Annotated in this window: 17 protein-coding genes; 8 read left to right on the top strand and 9 right to left on the bottom strand. The window is 60.6% G+C overall.

What is annotated here, in order from left to right; translation table 11 throughout:
- Window positions 1–39: 39 nt before the first annotated feature.
- From ACA057_RS00350 to ACA057_RS00330, 5 genes are read left to right on the top strand one after another with little or no spacing between them, the layout of a single operon-like run.
- Window positions 40–780 (top strand): SURF1 family protein, encoded by a 741-nt coding sequence (locus ACA057_RS00350; protein WP_497345062.1) that lies wholly within the window; start codon window positions 40–42, stop codon window positions 778–780.
- Complete coding sequence (locus ACA057_RS00345) at window positions 746–1,339, top strand: PA_0111/PP_0108 family redox-active disulfide protein (protein ID WP_497345060.1); 594 nt, start codon at window positions 746–748, stop codon at window positions 1,337–1,339. Before ACA057_RS00350 ends, ACA057_RS00345 begins: the two co-directional genes overlap by 35 nt.
- A 10-nt stretch (window positions 1,340–1,349) precedes the next feature.
- Window positions 1,350–2,429 carry a COX15/CtaA family protein gene (locus tag ACA057_RS00340; RefSeq protein ID WP_497345058.1) on the top strand — a complete coding sequence of 360 codons (1,080 nt, stop codon included), beginning with the start codon at window positions 1,350–1,352 and terminating at the stop codon, window positions 2,427–2,429.
- Window positions 2,417–3,316, top strand: coding sequence for a heme o synthase (cyoE, locus tag ACA057_RS00335; protein WP_109627098.1), 900 nt, complete (start codon window positions 2,417–2,419; stop codon window positions 3,314–3,316). Before ACA057_RS00340 ends, cyoE begins: the two co-directional genes overlap by 13 nt.
- Window positions 3,313–3,948, top strand: coding sequence for an SCO family protein (locus ACA057_RS00330; RefSeq protein WP_497345056.1), 636 nt, complete (start codon window positions 3,313–3,315; stop codon window positions 3,946–3,948). The genes cyoE and ACA057_RS00330 overlap by 4 nt, the downstream gene beginning before the upstream one ends.
- A gap of 201 nt (window positions 3,949–4,149) precedes the next feature.
- Here the strand turns inward: ACA057_RS00330 and ACA057_RS00325 are convergent, their stop codons facing one another.
- From ACA057_RS00325 to ACA057_RS00315, 3 genes are all read right to left on the bottom strand, one after another.
- Window positions 4,150–4,920, bottom strand: coding sequence for a MetQ/NlpA family ABC transporter substrate-binding protein (locus ACA057_RS00325; protein WP_497345054.1), 771 nt, complete (start codon window positions 4,918–4,920; stop codon window positions 4,150–4,152).
- Between the two features lie 75 nt (window positions 4,921–4,995).
- Window positions 4,996–5,670: a methionine ABC transporter permease gene (locus tag ACA057_RS00320; RefSeq protein ID WP_497345052.1), complete on the bottom strand. Its 675-nt coding sequence runs from the start codon at window positions 5,668–5,670 to the stop codon at window positions 4,996–4,998.
- Entirely contained in the window at window positions 5,670–6,677 is a 1,008-nt protein-coding gene (locus ACA057_RS00315) for a methionine ABC transporter ATP-binding protein (RefSeq protein WP_497345050.1), read from the bottom strand. The genes ACA057_RS00320 and ACA057_RS00315 overlap by 1 nt, the downstream gene beginning before the upstream one ends.
- Before the next feature lie 265 nt (window positions 6,678–6,942).
- Between ACA057_RS00315 and katE the strand changes: the two genes are divergently transcribed.
- Window positions 6,943–9,081, top strand: a complete 2,139-nt coding sequence (katE, locus tag ACA057_RS00310) for a catalase HPII (RefSeq protein ID WP_497345048.1) — start codon at window positions 6,943–6,945, stop codon at window positions 9,079–9,081.
- Window positions 9,082–9,186: 105 nt separating this feature from the next.
- Here katE and ACA057_RS00305 read toward each other — a convergent pair whose 3' ends face one another.
- The 4 genes from ACA057_RS00305 to zur are packed head-to-tail and all read right to left on the bottom strand — an operon-like array spanning window position 9,187 to window position 11,989.
- On the bottom strand, window positions 9,187–9,903 hold the full coding sequence (locus ACA057_RS00305; RefSeq protein ID WP_497345046.1) for a PA5502 family lipoprotein: 717 nt from the start codon (window positions 9,901–9,903) through the stop codon (window positions 9,187–9,189).
- Between the two features lie 37 nt (window positions 9,904–9,940).
- On the bottom strand, window positions 9,941–10,729 hold the full coding sequence (gene znuB, locus ACA057_RS00300) for a zinc ABC transporter permease subunit ZnuB (RefSeq protein ID WP_497345044.1): 789 nt from the start codon (window positions 10,727–10,729) through the stop codon (window positions 9,941–9,943).
- Window positions 10,722–11,507 (bottom strand): zinc ABC transporter ATP-binding protein ZnuC, encoded by a 786-nt coding sequence (znuC, locus tag ACA057_RS00295; RefSeq protein ID WP_401360413.1) that lies wholly within the window; start codon window positions 11,505–11,507, stop codon window positions 10,722–10,724. Before znuC ends, znuB begins: the two co-directional genes overlap by 8 nt.
- On the bottom strand, window positions 11,507–11,989 hold the full coding sequence (gene zur / locus ACA057_RS00290; protein WP_497345042.1) for a zinc uptake transcriptional repressor Zur: 483 nt from the start codon (window positions 11,987–11,989) through the stop codon (window positions 11,507–11,509). The genes znuC and zur overlap by 1 nt, the downstream gene beginning before the upstream one ends.
- 66 nt (window positions 11,990–12,055) lie before the next feature.
- Between zur and ACA057_RS00285 the strand changes: the two genes are divergently transcribed.
- The gene (locus tag ACA057_RS00285; RefSeq protein WP_497345040.1) at window positions 12,056–12,976 is read left to right on the top strand and encodes a zinc ABC transporter substrate-binding protein; all 921 of its coding nucleotides are present in this window, start codon (window positions 12,056–12,058) and stop codon (window positions 12,974–12,976) included.
- 49 nt (window positions 12,977–13,025) lie between these two features.
- Here the strand turns inward: ACA057_RS00285 and ACA057_RS00280 are convergent, their stop codons facing one another.
- A complete protein-coding gene (locus tag ACA057_RS00280; protein WP_497345038.1) occupies window positions 13,026–13,976 on the bottom strand; it encodes a homoserine kinase in 951 nt (316 codons plus the stop codon).
- A gap of 57 nt (window positions 13,977–14,033) precedes the next feature.
- On the bottom strand, window positions 14,034–14,324 hold the full coding sequence (locus ACA057_RS00275) for a DUF2782 domain-containing protein (RefSeq protein ID WP_059403714.1): 291 nt from the start codon (window positions 14,322–14,324) through the stop codon (window positions 14,034–14,036).
- 74 nt (window positions 14,325–14,398) lie between these two features.
- On the opposite strand from ACA057_RS00275, the gene polA reads away from it, so the two are divergent.
- A complete protein-coding gene (gene polA / locus ACA057_RS00270) occupies window positions 14,399–17,170 on the top strand; it encodes a DNA polymerase I (protein WP_497345036.1) in 2,772 nt (923 codons plus the stop codon).
- Window positions 17,171–17,524: the final 354 nt, after the last annotated feature.

Below are 17,524 nucleotides of genomic sequence, written 5' to 3'. Positions count from 1 at the left end.
GAGTATATCTATCGCGACTAGCGACTTTCTGGCGATGCCATGAAGCGCTTCCGGCCGGGCATCGTGCCGACATTGGTGGTCGCCCTGTTGCTGCCGCTGCTGGTGTCGCTCGGGTTCTGGCAATTGAGCCGGGGCGCGGAGAAAAGCGCGCTGCTGCAAAGCTACGCCGAACGCCGCGCGGCTGAACCGATGGCCAGCACCGAGCTGCCACACACCGAGGATCCAGCCTTTCGCCGGGTTCGAATTCACGGCCAGTTCGATGCCACGCACAGCCTGCTACTGGATAACCGCCAGCGCGACGGCAAGGTCGGCGTCGAACTGCTGCAACCGTTTCAGGATCAGGCGACCGGGCTTTGGTTGCTGATCAATCGCGGCTGGCTACCGTGGCCGGATCGGCGCACACCGCCGCAATTCACCACGCCTAAAGAAACGTTGAGCCTCGACGCCTGGGTCTACGTCTCCCCCGGCGCGACCTTTCAATTACATGCCGATCCGAGCACAACAACCTGGCCTCAACTGGTGACAGCCGTTGAGCCGGCGAAGCTCTGGACAGTGCTTGACCGTGAAGGGTTTGCCTACGAATTACGCGCAGAAGCCGGCCCCGCGTCCTACCAGGCCGATTGGCCAGTGGTGGCCATGGGGCCGGAGAAACATATCGCTTATGCCGTGCAGTGGTTCGCCATGTCGATCGCCCTGTTCGGCCTTTATCTCTATCTCGGCTGGCACAACGCAAAGGAGAAACACCATGGGAGCGGCCATGAATCCACCCAGCATGTCTGAAGCGAAAACGCCGGCAAGTCGGCGCAAGGGGCGCTTGCAGTTGCTGCTGATCCTGCTCGGGGTGATCGGTCCGATGATCCTCGCCACCGGCATGTACAAATTGCAGTTCTGGGTGCCGGAGGGGCGCAGTTATCACGGCGAGCTGATCGGCAATGGCCAGACCCGCGCCGACCTTGGCGTGCAAGCGCAGGAGGAGCGTTGGCAATTGCTGGTCACGGCGCCCAAGGAGTGTTCGGTGGACTGCCAGCAGCTGGTTTATCTGGCGCGGCAGATCCAGATCGGCCTCGGTCGCGATGCCGGGCGTGCCAGTCACGCCTTGGCCGCAGCCCAACCGTTGGCTGCCGATTACGACGCCAAGCTGACCCGCGAATACCCGCAACTGCAACGTTACCCAATGGACCTGACCACCTTCAGTAAAACAGCGGGAGACAAGGCCGCGCCGCAACTGTGGATCATCGACCCCCACGGCAATCTAGTGCTGCGCTACGACCCGACGGTGAAGGGTAAGGACCTGCTCAACGACCTGCGTCATTTGCTGAAACTGTCGAACATCGGATAAGGGCATCGTCATGGCCAAACCTGGATTTCGCCTCGCGCTGTTTGCCACGCTGCTGGCACTGATTGTGGTGTTGCTCGGCGCCTACACCCGCCTGACCCACGCCGGCCTCGGCTGCCCGGACTGGCCCGGCTGCTACGGCTTTATCAGCGTGCCGAAAAGCGAAGCCCAATTGGCCCATGCCGAATTGCACTTTCCCGATGCACCGGTGGAAGCCCACAAGGGCTGGAACGAGATGGTCCACCGGTATTTCGCCGGGACACTGGGGATATTGATCTCGGTGTTGGCCGGTCGCGCCTGGGTACATCGCCGTCATCCGGGGCAACCGGTGAAGTTGCCGCTGTTTCTGCTGGTGGTTGTCATCGCCCAAGCGGCGTTCGGCATGTGGACGGTGACGCTCAAGCTCTGGCCGCAAGTGGTCACCGGGCATTTGCTCGGTGGATTCGCGACATTGAGTTTGTTGTTCCTGCTGACCTTAAGACTGTCTGGCGTGCTGCCGGCGTTGACGGTGCCGCGCCGCTTGCAGTACTGGGCGACGGCCGGATTGCTGCTGGTGATTCTGCAAATAGCCCTCGGTGGCTGGGTCAGTTCCAACTACGCGGCGGTGGCGTGCATCGACTTCCCGACCTGTCACGGGCAATGGCTGCCGCAGGCCGATTTCGCCAACGGCTTTCACCTGACCCAACACATCGGCCCGAATTACCTCGGCGGGCAACTGGACAGCGATGCGCGCACTGCGATTCACCTGACGCACCGCATCGGCGCCTTGCTGGTGACGCTTGTACTGCTGGGGCTGGCCTGGCAACTGAAAGTTGTCGGCATGACGCGCCTGGCCGGGTTGGTGCTGATCGCCCTCGCCGCACAAATCACCCTGGGCATCAGCAACGTGTTGTTCCATCTGCCACTGCCGGTGGCCGTCGCCCATAACGCGGGAGGCGCCGCGTTGCTGCTGACGATGGTGCTGGTCAATTATCACGCGCGAACCAGTCTGGTTCGGATCAAGCAACAAACCCCTGCGCGCTGGCGGTTCAGCCCGCGCAAACACTCAGCCGGGCCCATCACAATAAAAGGAGAGATGCCATGGCGACTCTGATCGGCGAACGTCACAGTCAGGCGATCTGGCGTGACTACCTGGAGCTGACCAAGCCGAAAGTGGTGGTGCTGATGCTCATCACCTCGTTGGTGGGCATGTTCCTCGCGACCCGCGCCGGGGTGCCGTGGACGGTGCTGGTGTTCGGCAACCTGGGGATTGCCTTGTGTGCCGGTGGTGCGGCGGCGGTCAACCATGTGGTGGACCGGCGGATCGATGCGGTGATGGCGCGCACGCACAAACGGCCCTTGGCCGAGGGCCGGGTGTCACCGGCGGCTGCGTTGACGTTCGCGCTGGTGCTGGCCGTGCTCGGACAAGCCATTCTATTGGCCTTCACCAATCCGTTGACCGCCTGGCTGACCCTCGCCTCGCTGCTCGGTTACGCTGTGGTTTATACCGGTTTCCTGAAACGCGCGACGCCACAGAACATCGTCATCGGCGGCCTGGCCGGCGCTGCCCCACCGCTGCTCGGCTGGACCGCAGCCACCGGTCACGTCAGCGCAGAACCGCTGTTGCTGGTGCTGATCATCTTCGCCTGGACCCCGCCACACTTCTGGGCCCTGGCCATCCACCGCAAAGAGGAATACGCCAAGGCCGACATTCCGATGCTGCCGGTGACCCACGGCGAGCACTACACCAAGGTCCATATCCTGCTGTATACCTTCGCACTGCTGGCCGTCAGCCTGATGCCGTACGTAATACACATGAGCGGCATGCTCTACCTGATTTGTGCACTGGGACTGGGCGCGAGGTTTCTGCAATGGGCCGTGGTGCTGTACCGTGGCACTCGGCCGCACGCGGCGATCAATACGTTCAAGTACTCTATTTACTACTTGTTCCTGCTGTTCATCGCCCTGCTCGTAGACCACTACCTACTGTTGAACCTATGACTCGAACTCAGAAAACCGTCTTCATCCTCGTCGCCCTGATCGCGCTGGTTCTGGGCCTGACCATCAACAAAGTGCTGTCCGGCAAAGGCCAGGGCGACCCGACTGCGTTGATCGACGCCGGCATCATCCTGTTGCCGCAAAGCCGTAATTTGCCGGACGTGACGATGACCGACCAGGACGGCAAACCGGTGGCGGTCAACGAGTTGAAAGACAAGTGGAGCCTGCTGTTTTTTGGCTACACCTTCTGCCCGGACATCTGCCCGACCACCCTCGCCCAACTGCGTCAGATCAAAAGCGAACTTCCGCCCGAGGTTGTGGCCAAGTTGCAGATCATCCTGGTCAGCGTCGACCCGAATCGCGACACGCCGAAGCAGCTCAAGCAGTATCTGGGCTACTTTGATCCACAGTTCCAGGGGCTGACAGCCTCCTCGGTGGAAGACATTCAGAAACTCGCCAACGCAGTGAGCATTCCGTTCATTCCGGCGGACACCAGCAAGCCGAACTACACCGTTGATCACAGCGGTAACCTGGCGGTGATCGGTCCGGACGGGACGCAACGTGGGTTTATTCGGGCGCCGTTGAACAACACCAAGTTGGTGGCACAGTTGCCGGTGATGCTCAATCGCAAATAAGCACCACAAAAACCTGTGGGAGCGGGCTTGCCCGCGATAGGGCCATCAGCTCCAACGCAGATGTTGAATGTCAGGCCGTCATCGCGGGCAAGCCCGCTCCCACAGGATCAGGCATAAAAAAGGGGCGCATTGAATGCGCCCCGATCGTTCCCACGCTCCGCGTGGGAATGCAGCCAGGGACGCTCTGCGTCCCCTTCAGTATCAGAACGCCGGCACGACCGCGCCTTTGTACTTCTCAAGAATGAACGCTTTCACTTCCGGGCTATGCAGCGCGGCAACCAGTTTCTTCATCGCATCGCTGTCCTTGTCGTCCGGACGGGCCACTAGGATGTTCACGTACGGCGAGTCGCTGCCTTCGATGACCAGCGCATCCTTGGCCGGATCGAGCTTGGCTTCCAGCGCGTAGTTGGTGTTGATCAGCGCCAGGTCGACCTGGGTCAGCACGCGCGGGATGGTCGCGGCTTCCAGTTCACGGATTTTCAGGTCTTTGGAGTTTTCAGTGATGTCCTTCACGGTCGCCAGGATGTTGTTCGAATCCTTCAACTTGATCAGGCCAGCCTTGGCCAGCAGCAACAGCGCACGGCCGCCGTTGGTGGCGTCGTTCGGGATCACCACGTTGGCGCCGCCTGGCAACTCGGTCAGTGCTTTGTACTTGCTGGAGTAAGCGCCCAGCGGTTCCAGGTGCACGCCGGCAACGGCCACCAGGTTGGTGCCCTTGGCCTTGTTGAATTCATCGAGGTACGGCTGGTGCTGGAAGAAGTTGGCGTCCAGGCGTTTTTCCGCAACCTGCACGTTCGGCTGGATGTAGTCGGTGAAGACTTTGACCTTCAGGTCCACGCCTTCTTTGGCCAGGGCCGGTTTCACGAATTCGAGGATTTCCGCGTGCGGGACCGGGGTCGCTGCGACAGTCAGGGTGTCGGCATGGGCGGAAAAGGCTGCAACGGCAGCGAACGCGACGAATAGTTTTTTCATTCAGCTAACTCCTTGTGCGGCGCCCGTTCGGCGCCTGCCAGCGAATGGCCGGCTCATGCATTTATTTAGAAACGCTTATTTACGAGAAAAGTGGACAACCAATTTGTCGCCAACGGTTTGCAGCACCTGGACCAGTACCAGCAGCAACACCACTGTCACGACCATCACATCGGTCTGGAAACGCTGGTAACCGAAACGAATCGCCAGGTCACCCAGACCGCCAGCGCCCACCACACCGGCCATCGCCGTGTAGGACACCAGCGTAATGGCTGTCACCGTAATCGCTGCGAAGATGCCTGGGCGGGCCTCCGGCAGCAAGGCGTTGGTGATGATCTGCCGCGTCGTCGCGCCCATGGCCTGGGTCGCCTCGATGATGCCGCGATCGACTTCACGCAGGGCGGTTTCCACCAGTCGCGCGAAGAACGGCGTGGCGCCCACCACCAGCGGTGGAATCGCACCGGCAACACCCAGTGAGGTGCCGGTGATCAGCACGGTGAACGGAATCATTACGATCAGCAGGATGATGAACGGCAGCGAACGCAGAATGTTCACCACCAGCGACAGCATCGCGTAGACGCCTTTGGCTTCCAGCAACTGCCGCGGGCTGCACAGAAACAACAGCACGCCCAGGGGCAGGCCAAGCAATACCGTGAATAGCAACGAACCGCCGAGCATCAGCAAGGTGTCGCCGGTGGCCAGCCAGATTTCGAACCAGTCGATGTTGGCGAAGAAACGTGTCAGGGCTTCCATTAGCGCAGCACCTCCATGTGGACGTCAGCCGCGGTGAAGCGGGCGAATGCCGCGTCCATGTCGCCACCGGTGACGGCCAGGGTGAGCTGCCCGTAGGGAACGTCTTTGATGCGGTCGATACGACCGGCCAGGATGCTGTAGTCCACACCCGTTTCGCGAGCGACGGTGCCCAGCAACGGCGCGTAGGTCGCTTCGCCCTGGAAGGTCAGGCGTACGATGCGGCCCGGGACATGAGCGAAATCGTCACGCTGTTCGCTTTCGTCGATCTGCTCGTCTTCTTGCACGAAACGCTTGGTGGTCGGGTGCTTCGGATGCAGGAACACCTCGGCCACCGAACCTTGCTCGACGATGACGCCAGCGTCCATCACCGCCACCTGGTCGCAGACCCGGCGAATCACATCCATCTCGTGGGTGATCAACACGATAGTCAGCTTCAGCTCGCGATTGATCTCGGCCAGCAATTGCAGGACCGACGCCGTGGTCTGCGGGTCCAGGGCGCTGGTGGCTTCGTCGCACAGCAGGATTTTCGGTTTGGTCGCCAGGGCGCGGGCGATGCCCACCCGTTGTTTCTGGCCGCCAGACAATTGCGCCGGGTACTTCCTGGCGTGGTCGGACAGGCCAACCCGCGCCAGCAACTCGGCCACCCGCAGGTCGATGTCACTGCGCGACAATTCGCCCGCCAAGGTCAGCGGCAGCGCGACGTTGTCGGCCACGGTCTTGGACGCCAGCAGGTTGAAGTGCTGGAAGATCATCCCGACCTGCTGACGGAAACGCCGCAGGCTATTGGCGTCGAGCGCGGTAACTTCTTCGCCGTCGACGAAGATCTTGCCGCCACTGGCGTTTTCCAGGCGATTGATCAGACGCAGCAGGGTACTTTTTCCCGCACCGGAATGACCGATCAGACCGTAAACCTGACCATTCTCAATCGTCAGACTGGTCGGATGCAGGGCGGGGATATCCTTACCGGCGACGCGGTAGGTTTTGTGGACGTTTTGAAACTCGATCACGTAGCGAACCTTGTGGGGCGCGTTATAAAGGGTCAGCGGTTAGCCGGGCGCGCATTTTAGCCTGTCCGTATAGAGGTTCTTAGCATTTATTTCGCATTCATCCTGCCATTTGGCAATAACGCGATCAAAGGTCAGAAAAAAGGAACGGCTAAAAGCGCCATCAGTCACTAATTAAGCAACTCGAAAACACCCTGGGTGCCGTGCCTGGGGAATGGCTCAAGCGTCCTGGCTACGGCAGGAATCGCAAACGAGGAGTTTATGCCTGATGAGTACTAAAAAGCCTGCCGCCCCCAAAAGCGCACTGGCCGGGACCGATACCCTGGACCGCAGCAACACCAATGCCAAGCTCGACAGCCTGGAAAAATTCCGCTCCGACGCCACCGATCAAGCCCTGCGCACCAATCAGGGCGTGAAGGTTTCGGACAACCAGAACACCTTGAAGGTCGGTGCTCGCGGGCCGTCGTTGCTGGAAGATTTCATCATGCGTGAAAAAATCACGCACTTTGACCATGAACGCATTCCCGAGCGCATCGTGCATGCCCGCGGCACCGGCGCGCATGGGTTCTTCCAGAGTTATGAAAACCATTCGGTACTGACCAAGGCAGGCTTCCTGCAAGACCCGGCAAAGAAAACCCCGGTGTTCGTGCGCTTTTCAACGGTACAAGGCCCTCGTGGGTCAGGCGATACCGTGCGGGACGTACGAGGTTTCGCCGTGAAGTTCTTCACCGACGAAGGCAACTTCGACCTGGTGGGCAACAACATGCCGGTGTTTTTCATTCAGGATGCGATCAAATTTCCTGACTTCGTGCACGCGGTCAAACCCGAGCCACACAACGAGATTCCTACCGGCGGTTCGGCCCACGATACGTTCTGGGATTTTGTTTCGCTGGTGCCGGAGTCGGCGCACATGGTGATCTGGGCCATGTCCGACCGGGCGATCCCGAAAAGCCTGCGCAGCATGCAGGGCTTCGGCGTACACACCTTCCGGCTGATCAATGCCGAGGGTAAATCGCGCTTCGTCAAATTCCACTGGCGCCCCACGGCTGGTACTTGCTCGCTGGTGTGGGATGAAGCGCAGAAGCTCGCCGGCAAGGACACTGACTACCACCGCCGCGATCTCTGGGAGTCGATCGAGATGGGCGACTACCCAGAATGGGAACTGGGCGTCCAGGTCATCGAGGAGGAAAACGAACATAGCTTCGACTTCGACATCCTCGACCCGACCAAGCTGATCCCGGAAGAGCTGGTCCCCATCACGCCGCTGGGCAAAATGACCCTCAATCGCAACCCGGACAATTTCTTCGCCGAAACCGAGCAGGTCGCCTTCTGCCCAGGGCATATCGTGCCAGGGATCGACTTCTCCAACGATCCGCTGCTGCAAGGTCGGTTGTTTTCCTACACCGATACGCAGATCAGCCGACTTGGCGGGCCGAATTTTCACGAGATTCCGATCAACCGCCCGGTGTCACCGTTCCACAACGGCCAGCGGGATGCGCTGCACCGCACCACCATCGACAAGGGTCGCGCGTCCTACGAGCCGAATTCGATCGATGGCGGTTGGCCGAAAGAAACCCCGTCGGCTGCACAAGATGGCGGCTTCGAGACGTATCCGGAGCGCATCGATGCCAACAAGATCCGCCAGCGCAGCGAGTCGTTCAGCGACCACTTCTCCCAGGCGCGGCTGTTCTTCCACAGCATGAGCAAGCACGAACAGGAACACATCATCTCGGCCTACAGCTTTGAGTTGGGCAAGGTTGAGCGTGAGTTTATTCGGGCGCGACAAGTGAATGAGATCCTGGCCAATATCGACCTGGAACTGGCCAAGCGCGTGGCGCAGAACCTTGGACTGCCGGCGCCTAAAGCGGGGACGGTCGAGGTGCCAAAAACCTCGCTGGATCGCTCGCCAGCCCTGAGTCAGGCCAACCTGCTGCCGGGCAATATCAAAACCCGGAAAGTGGCGATTCTGGCAGCGAATGGTGTCGATGGCGCCGCCATTGATGCGTTGAAGAAAGCACTGGCGGCCGAAGGTGCGCACGCCAAACTGCTGGGCCCGACCTCCGCCCCTGTGACGACGGCCGATGGCAAGGCGCTGCCGGTCGATGCGTCGATGGAAGGCATGCCTTCGGTGGCGTTCGATGCGGTGTTCGTGCCCGGTGGCGCGGCGTCGATCAAGGCGTTGAGCACGGACGGTGTGGCGTTGCATTACTTGCTGGAAGCCTACAAACATTTGAAGGCGATCGCACTGCATGGCGAGGCCAAGCAGTTGCTGGATGTGGTGAAGCTGGAGGCTGATGCGGGGTTGATCGTCGGGGCGGACGCCAAGCTGTTCAAAGCGTTTTTTGCCGCGATTGGGCAGCATCGGGTGTGGGACAGGGAGCCTAAGGCCAAGGCGATTCCGGCTTAAGGCAGTGCGTCGTTTGTGAGGACGCCTTCGCGGGCAAGCCTCGCTCCTACAGGATCGCCATGGAACGACATAATCCTGTAGGAGCGAGGCTTGCCCGCGAAGCTTTTAGGGCTTACGCGGACTCAAGACCATTTGCGCCGGAACGTTGCGCAAAATCTGCTTTTCCAGCTTCAACTCAAAATCCGCATCGAGTTTCTTGACCCGTTTGGTCAGCAACGTGGCCAACCAAGGGTAGTCCTCGGTCCGTGGCGCTTGAATGCTGACGTCACACTGGTAATTCACTACATCGGCGGCGATGGCATCCATCTGACGCCGTAGCTTGGCAATATCGGTGACGTTCAGCGCAACGGTGGTGCTTTGCGCCGACGGATCGATCACTTTCGCCTGCGCCTTGGCTTCGGCAGCCATCAGCGCTGCTTCTGCCTTATCCAGCTCAGCCTTGCGCGCATTGACGATGGCGTTGTTAACCCCACCGGTCAGCGCCGGAGCCTTAGGCATCAGCGCCCGGGCACGGCTCAGCGCCGTAGCGGCGGCATTCACATCACCTTTTTGCAACACGATTTGACTGCGTTGCAGATAGGCTTCGGCCAATTGCCGTTGGTACTGCACCAGCGTCGGGTCGTTGGGTGACTGGGCTTGCAAGGCAGCCAGTTGATCCTCGGCGGTGGCCAGCTCACTGCTGGCCAGATTTTTCTCAAGCTGTGCGACGGCCTCGGCTCGCCCATCGGGGGCCTCGGTGGCCGACGGTGGCGTGCTTTGGCAAGCGCCCAGCAGCAGGGAAAATGCGACAAGGAGCAGATAACGTGAGGCGAACGGCTTCATTCCTGCGACTCTCTATTTGCGCAAAAAACGAGCAAGTCTACACCCCTCGACGGGGCAGGACAAAACTCAGCAGAAACAGCGCGGCGGCCGCCACCACAATCGACGGGCCCGCCGGGGTGTCCTTGAACCACGACAGCGCCAGCCCGCCACAGACCGCGAGCATACCCAGCAGGCTCGCGCCCAGTGCCATCTGCTCCGGTGACCGGGCGTGACGTTGTGCCGCAGCCGCCGGGATGATCAGCAGTGACGTAATCAGCAAAACACCGACGATTTTCATCGCCACCGCGATCACCACGGCAATCAGCAACATCAGGGCCAGGCGCAACGACGCCACCGGCAGACCTTCAACCCTGGCCAATTCTTCATGCACGGTAATCGCCAGCAATGGCCGCCACAACGTCACCAGTAAGGCCAGAACGCCCGCACTGCCGCCGAGGATCCAGGCCAGATCGGTCGGGCTGATCGCCAACAGGTCACCGAACAGATAGGCCATCAGGTCGATCCGTACTTCGTGCATGAAGCTTAGTACTACCAAGCCCAAAGAGAGCGTGCTCGGTGCAAGAATTCCCAAAAGCGTGTCGGACGCCAGCGGCTGACGCTGCTGCAAGGTCACCAACAACACCGCCAGCAACAAACAGCCGACGGTGACCGCCACCGTCGGGCTGACATCCAGCAGAAAGCCGAGCGCCACGCCGAGCAACGCCGCGTGAGAAAGGGTGTCGCCGAAATAGGCCATGCGCCGCCAGACCACGAACGAACCCAGCGGGCCCGCGACCAATGCCAGGGCCAGGCCTGCAAGCAGGGCATACAGAAGAAAATCAGCCATGCTTGCAGCTATCTCCATGAACGTGGGGTTGGGCCGCCGAGGCCGCAGTGACCACGGAACCATGCAAGTCATGGGCGTGGTCGTGATGGTGGTGATAAATCGCCAGACTTTGTGCGTTCTTTCCGAACAGCTCGACGAACGCCGGATCACCGCTGACCTGCTCGGGATGGCCGGAGCAGCAGACGTGACGGTTGAGGCAGACCACCTGGTCGGTGGTGCTCATCACCAGGTGCAGATCGTGAGAGACCATCAACACGCCGCAGCCGTGACGGTCGCGCAGGCGTGTGATCAGGCTGTAGAGCTCGGCTTGGCCGGCCACGTCGACGCCTTGTACCGGTTCGTCGAGCACCAGCAGTTCCGGCTCGCGCAACAGCGCCCGGGCCAGCAGCACGCGCTGCATTTCGCCGCCGGAAACGCTTTGCACCGGGCTGTCGATCACCTGTTCGGCGCCCACTTCCTTGAGTGCCGACAAGGCCATCGCGCGGTCGACACCCGGCACCAGGCGCAAGAAGCGCAGCACCGACAGCGGCAGCGTCGGATCGACGTGAAGTTTTTGCGGCATGTAACCGACGCGCAGCTTCGGCTTGCGCCACACGCTGCCGCTGTCCGGTTTCAACAGGCCGAGCACCGCGCGCACCAGCGTGGTTTTGCCGGCACCGTTGGGGCCGATCAGGGTCACGATCTGCCCCGGCTCGACGCTCAGCTCGATGTTATCCAGCACATTCTGGCCGGCGAAGGTGACGGCAACCTGCTCGAGGCGGATCAGCGCATTGCTCATCAAGCCCCCTGGCAACCGGCGCAGAGACCGACCACTTCAACGGTCTGGCCTTCAACGACAAATCCGACATCCTTGGCGCTGCCGATGATCGCGTCGCTGATGGATTTCTGTTCCAGCTCGATGGCGGCGTGGCATTCGCGACAAATCAGGAACTGCCCCTGGTGGGCGTGTTCCGGGTGATTGCAGCCGACAAAGGCGTTCAGCGAAGAGATGCGGTGCACCAGGCCGTTTTCCAGCAGGAATTCCAGCGCGCGGTACACGGTCGGCGGCGCGGCGCGGCGGCCGTCCTGCTCGCTGAGCACGGCGAGGATGTCGTAGGCACCCAGCGGCTTGTGGCTTTGCCACACCAGTTCCAGCACCCGCCGACGCAAGGCCGTCAGGCGCAGGCCTTGACGCGCGCACAGGGTATCGGCCTCAGACAATGCGGTATGTACGCAATGAGAGTGGTCGTGGGGACGGCTGGCAATCGGTGTTTTAGGCATGAGCGGCGACGAGTTTTGTGAGAGACGTTATTATGTTACCCGTTCTCGCCTCTTCGAGTGGTCATCGTGTCCCGACTTTTTTCTATCTTTGTCGCATTTTTCGCAAGTTTTCTGCTGATCGGTCCAGTGCATGCCGACGTCAAAGTCCTTACCAGCATCAAGCCGCTACAGCTGATCGCGGCGGCGGTGCAGGACGGTGTGGCGATTCCGGAAGTTCTGTTGCCGCCCGGTGCGTCGCCGCATAACTATGCCTTGCGCCCTTCCGACGTACGGAAGGTGCAGTCGGTCGATCTGCTGTACTGGATTGGCCCGGACTTGGAAGGTTTCCTGCCTCGCGTGCTGAACGGTCGTACGCAGCCCAGCGTTGCCGTGCAGGATTTGCCGGGGCTGAAATTGCGTCGCTTCGCCGAAGATAGCCACTCTCACGCCGAAGAAGCCGACGAACATGACCACGATCACCGTCCCGGCAGTCTGGATGCGCATTTGTGGTTATCGCCGGTCAATGCTCGCGTGATCGCGACAAAAATGGCCGCTGACCTGAGTGCTGCGGATCCGGCGAATGCGGCCCGTTATCAAAGCAACCTCAAGGCATTCGATGAACGTCTGGATGCTCTGGACCTGCGCTTGAAGAAACGTCTGGCCAGTGTTGAGGGCAAACCCTATTTCGTGTTCCACGAAGCCTTCGACTACTTCGAAGACGCTTACGGCCTCAAGCACACCGGCGTGTTCAGCGTCGCCGCCGAAGTGCAGCCCGGCGCCCAGCATGTCGCAGCCATGCGCGCGCGATTGCAGGAAGTCGGCAAGACCTGCGTGTTCAGTGAGCCGCCATTGCGTCCGCGCCTGGCAGAAACCCTGGTGGCCGGCTTGCCGGTGAAGCTGGCGGAACTCGATGCGCTGGGCGGGTACACGCCAGCGACCGCTCAGGGCTATGAGCAGGTGCTGGAGAAGTTAGGGAATGATTTGGCGGGGTGTCTGGAGTCGTTGTAACCCGGAATTTGTGGCGGCCCATTCGCGAGCGGGCTTGCTCGCGAAGCTTTTAAAGGGCGAACGGCAACGGCGTACTGACCTTCTGCCGCTGCGCCAAGCGCAGCTGAAATTCCATCGGATCGTGAATCAACACGTCCTGGCCGGCAAAAGACTCTGCCGCAATCAACCGCGACAACCAGAACCGCACGCACGCCACCCGCAGCAGGGTCGGCCAAAGTTCGGCTTCGGCTGCGGTAAACGGGCGCAACGACGCGTAAGCCCCAAGCAATGCCCGCGCACGGGGCCCGTCGATCAAACCGTCGTCGTCCGAACACCAGTCATTCAAGGCGATCGCCACGTCGTAGAGCATCGGCCCCGAACACGCGTTGTAGAAATCGATCAGCCCGGTCAGGTGCGTGCCTTCGAACATCGCATTATCGCGGAACAGATCAGCGTGGATATTGGCTCGCGGCAGCGCCAGAATTTTCGTCTTTTGCTGTGTGATCTCGTCCAGCGCCCGTTGCAGCAGTTCTTTCTGCTCGGCATTCAGGTGCGACAGCAACTGCGTGCCCTCTTCCATCATCCAGTCCAGGCCGCGATCGGTTTTGCGCTTGATCATGTGGGCCTGGGTCGCCAGGTGCAGATGACCGAGCAACTCGCCGACCTGGGCGCAATGCTGCGCGTTGGCGTCCTTGATGTGCTTGCCGGCCAGACGCGGCTGCAGCAGCGCAGGCTTGCCGGCCAGTTCGCGCAAGGCGACGCCGTCGGTGGTGCGCAGCGCATACGGCACAGGCAAATCGGCCTCATGCAACACGTCGAGCAGTTCGATGAAGAACGGCATTTCCTGGACCGGACCACGCTCGACCAGGGTCAGGACAAATTCGCCCTGCTCCAGGCTGATAAAGAAATTGGTGTTTTCGCTACCGGCGGCAATCCCCTGGAAATCAAGCAGGCGGCCGAGGCCATAAGGGGCGAGAAAAGCTTCCAGCTCGGGCCGAGCCAGGGGGGTGAACACAGACATGTTTAAACTGCCAGTACGGGCGCCGCTCTTGAGCCAGCGCCGATTGAATTTAAGAAACTACTTCCACTCGAAAATCTTCCACGACGGAATCAGCATATCCGGCTGATCCGAGCGGATGAAGTTTGCATCCGTCCCGTCCGCGCGCACCAGAAAATACGGTGGTGCGCCCTTCGGCGTGACCTTGATTGCATACAGGAAACCGTTTTGGCGGTATTCCTGAATGACTTTATCCCCTTCCGTGCGGATCGTGACTTCAGGCTCTGGAGTCGGCGCATCATCCGCCGCCATGACGGCGAACGGAACGGTTGCAAACATGCCAGCCAGCAGCAAGCGATTTAGTGTGCGCATGATAACCTTGTCCCTTTGTCGTCAACGGTCCCGCTATTCTAGCGCCGGACCCGCCGAAAAGGTTGATCCTGCTCATGAGCCAAGCCCCCCTCGTCCTGGTGGACGGTTCTTCTTACCTGTACCGCGCCTTTCACGCCCTGCCACCGCTGACCACGTCCAAAGGTCTGCCGACCGGTGCGGTCAAAGGCGTGCTGAACATGCTCAAGAGTCTGCGCAAGCAGTATCCGCAAAGTCCGTTCGCCGTGGTGTTCGACGCCAAGGGCGGGACCTTCCGCGACGAAATGTTCGCCGAGTACAAGGCCAATCGCCCGAGCATGCCCGACGACATGCGCGTACAGATCGAGCCGCTGCACCAGAGCGTGATCGCCTTGGGCTTCCCGCTCCTGTGCGTCGAAGGCGTCGAGGCCGATGACGTGATCGGCACCCTGGCCCGCAGCAGCGCGGCGGCCGACCGTCCGGTGGTGATCTCCACTGGCGATAAAGACATGGCGCAACTGGTCGACGGCCACATTACCTTGGTCAATACCATGACCGGTAGCGCGCTGGACATTGAGGGCGTGAAGGAGAAATTCGGCGTCGCTCCCGAGCAGATCATCGATTACCTGGCCCTCATGGGCGACTCTTCCGACAACATTCCGGGCGTTCCGGGCATCGGTCCGAAAACCGCTTCCGGCCTGTTGGTGGGCGTGAATGGCGGCCTGACCGAGCTTTATGCGCAGCTCGACATCGTCCCGACCCTGCCGATTCGCGGCGCCAAGACCCTGCCGGCCAAGCTCGAAGAGCACAAGGAGATGGCATTCCTCTCGTACCGGCTGGCAACCATCAAGATCGACGTGCCGCTGGATATCGGCCTCGACGACTTGCAAATGGGTCAGCCGGATCACGACAAACTCGCCGAGCTCTACACCCTGCTGGAATTCAAGAGCTGGTTCGAAGACAACCAGCGCGACGCCAAGCGTTCCGGCCAGGAAGTTGCCGCGCCAGTGGCTGAAGAAGCGGCCGTCGAGACTGAGCTCAAGTACACCACGATCCTCACTCAGGCCGATTTCGACCTGTGGCTGAAGAAGCTCAACGACGCCAAGCTGATCGCCTTCGATACCGAAACCACCGGCATCGATGCGCAGCAGGCGCAACTGGTGGGCCTGTCGTTTGCGGTACACGCCAACGAAGCGGCCTACATCCCGCTGACCCACTCCTACATGGGCGTGCCGGATCAGCTCGATCGAGACACCGTGCTGCGCGCGCTGAAACCGATCCTCGAAGACCCGAACAAACTCAAGGTTGGCCAACACGCCAAGTTCGACATGAACATCCTGGCCAACTGCGCCATCGGTGGCGATCAAAGCTGCGGCATCACGGTGCAAGGCATCGCCTTCGACACCATGCTCGAATCCTACGTGCTGGACTCCACCGCGACCCGTCACGACATGGACAGCCTGGCGCTCAAATACCTGAACCACACCACCACCAGTTTCCAGGACATTGCCGGCAAGGGTGCGAAGCAGCTGACTTTCGACCAGATCTCCCTGGAACTGGCCGGGCCGTACGCCGCCGAAGACGCCGATGTCACCCTGCGCCTGCATCAAACGCTGCAAGAAAAACTCAACGCCATTCCGAGCCTGAGCAAGGTCCTGAGCGAAATTGAAATGCCGCTGGTGCCGGTGCTGGCGCGGATCGAACGCCAGGGCGCGCTGGTCGATGCCAACCTGCTGGGGATTCAGAGCGTTGAGTTGGGCGAGAAGATGGTCGCGCTTGAGCGTGAGGCATTTGCCATCGCAGGCGAGGAATTCAACCTTGGTTCGCCAAAGCAACTGGGCGTGATCCTGTACGAAAAACTTGGCCTGCCGATCCTCAGCAAAACCGCCAAGGGCCAGGCGTCCACCGCCGAAGCCGTGCTGGCGGAACTGGCCGAGCAGGACTATCCGCTGCCTAAAGTGCTGATGCAGTACCGCTCGATGAGCAAGCTGAAAAGCACCTACACCGATCGCCTGCCGGAGCAGATTAACCCGCGCACCGGGCGGATTCACACCTCTTATCACCAGGCCGTCGCGGCGACCGGGCGTTTGTCGTCCAGCGATCCGAACCTGCAGAACATCCCGATCCGTACCGCCGAAGGTCGTCGGATTCGTCAGGCGTTCGTCGCGCCAAAAGGCTACAAACTGCTGGCGGCGGACTACTCGCAGATCGAACTGCGGATCATGGCGCACCTGGCCAAGGACGAAGGCCTGCTTCACGCCTTCCGCAATGACCTGGACGTGCACAAAGCCACCGCCGCCGAAGTCTTCGGGGTTGAACTGGCGGAGGTCACCACCGACCAACGGCGCAGTGCCAAGGCGATCAACTTCGGTTTGATCTATGGCATGAGCGCGTTTGGCCTGGCCAAGCAGATCGGTGTCGATCGCAAGCAATCCCAGGCTTACATCGACCGATATTTCGCCCGTTATCCTGGCGTGCTGGAATACATGGAGCGCACCCGCGCCCAAGCCGCCGAGCAAGGTTTCGTTGAAACCATCTTCGGTCGTCGCCTGTACCTGCCGGAAATCAACGCGAAAAACCCGGCCCTGCGCAAAGGCGCCGAACGCACGGCGATCAACGCCCCGATGCAAGGCACCGCGGCGGACATCATCAAGAAAGCCATGGTGGCTGTGGATAACTGGCTGACAACCTCAGGCCTGGACGCCAAAGTCATCCTGCAGGTGCACGATGAATTGGTCCTGGAAGTTCGTGAAGACCTGGTCGACCAGGTTCGCGATGAAATCCGCGTGCACATGAGCGACGCCGCGAAACTGGATGTGCCGCTGCTGGTCGAGGTAGGTGTGGGCAATAACTGGGACGAGGCTCACTAGAGCTATCGGAAAAATGACGTTCCCCTGTAGGAGCGAGCTTGCTCGCGAAGGACGAAAGGGCGCCGCGTTTGCACTGGCACCCCGCGTTTTCGTTAACGTCCATCGCGAGCGAGCTCGCGCCTACAGGCAGGGAATTCATGGCTCGAAGGGCCGTTATTTCGAAAAGTGCTTGGGCTTATTCCCAATGGATTTTGAACCACTCCGGAACTAAACCCGTGAACCGCCACTCAGAGTTACTGAATGGCTGGTGAAGCCCTTCGATGCTCCTATGTTGTGTTAAGTGTTGGCAGATAATCTGGACCCCGCCCTAGCGGTCCGGAACTTGAACCCCGGAACTTCCCCCTCCCCATAAGA

The organism is Pseudomonas sp. LBUM1661 (assembly GCF_059695925.1).
This window is presented reverse-complemented; position numbering and strand designations above follow the sequence as displayed.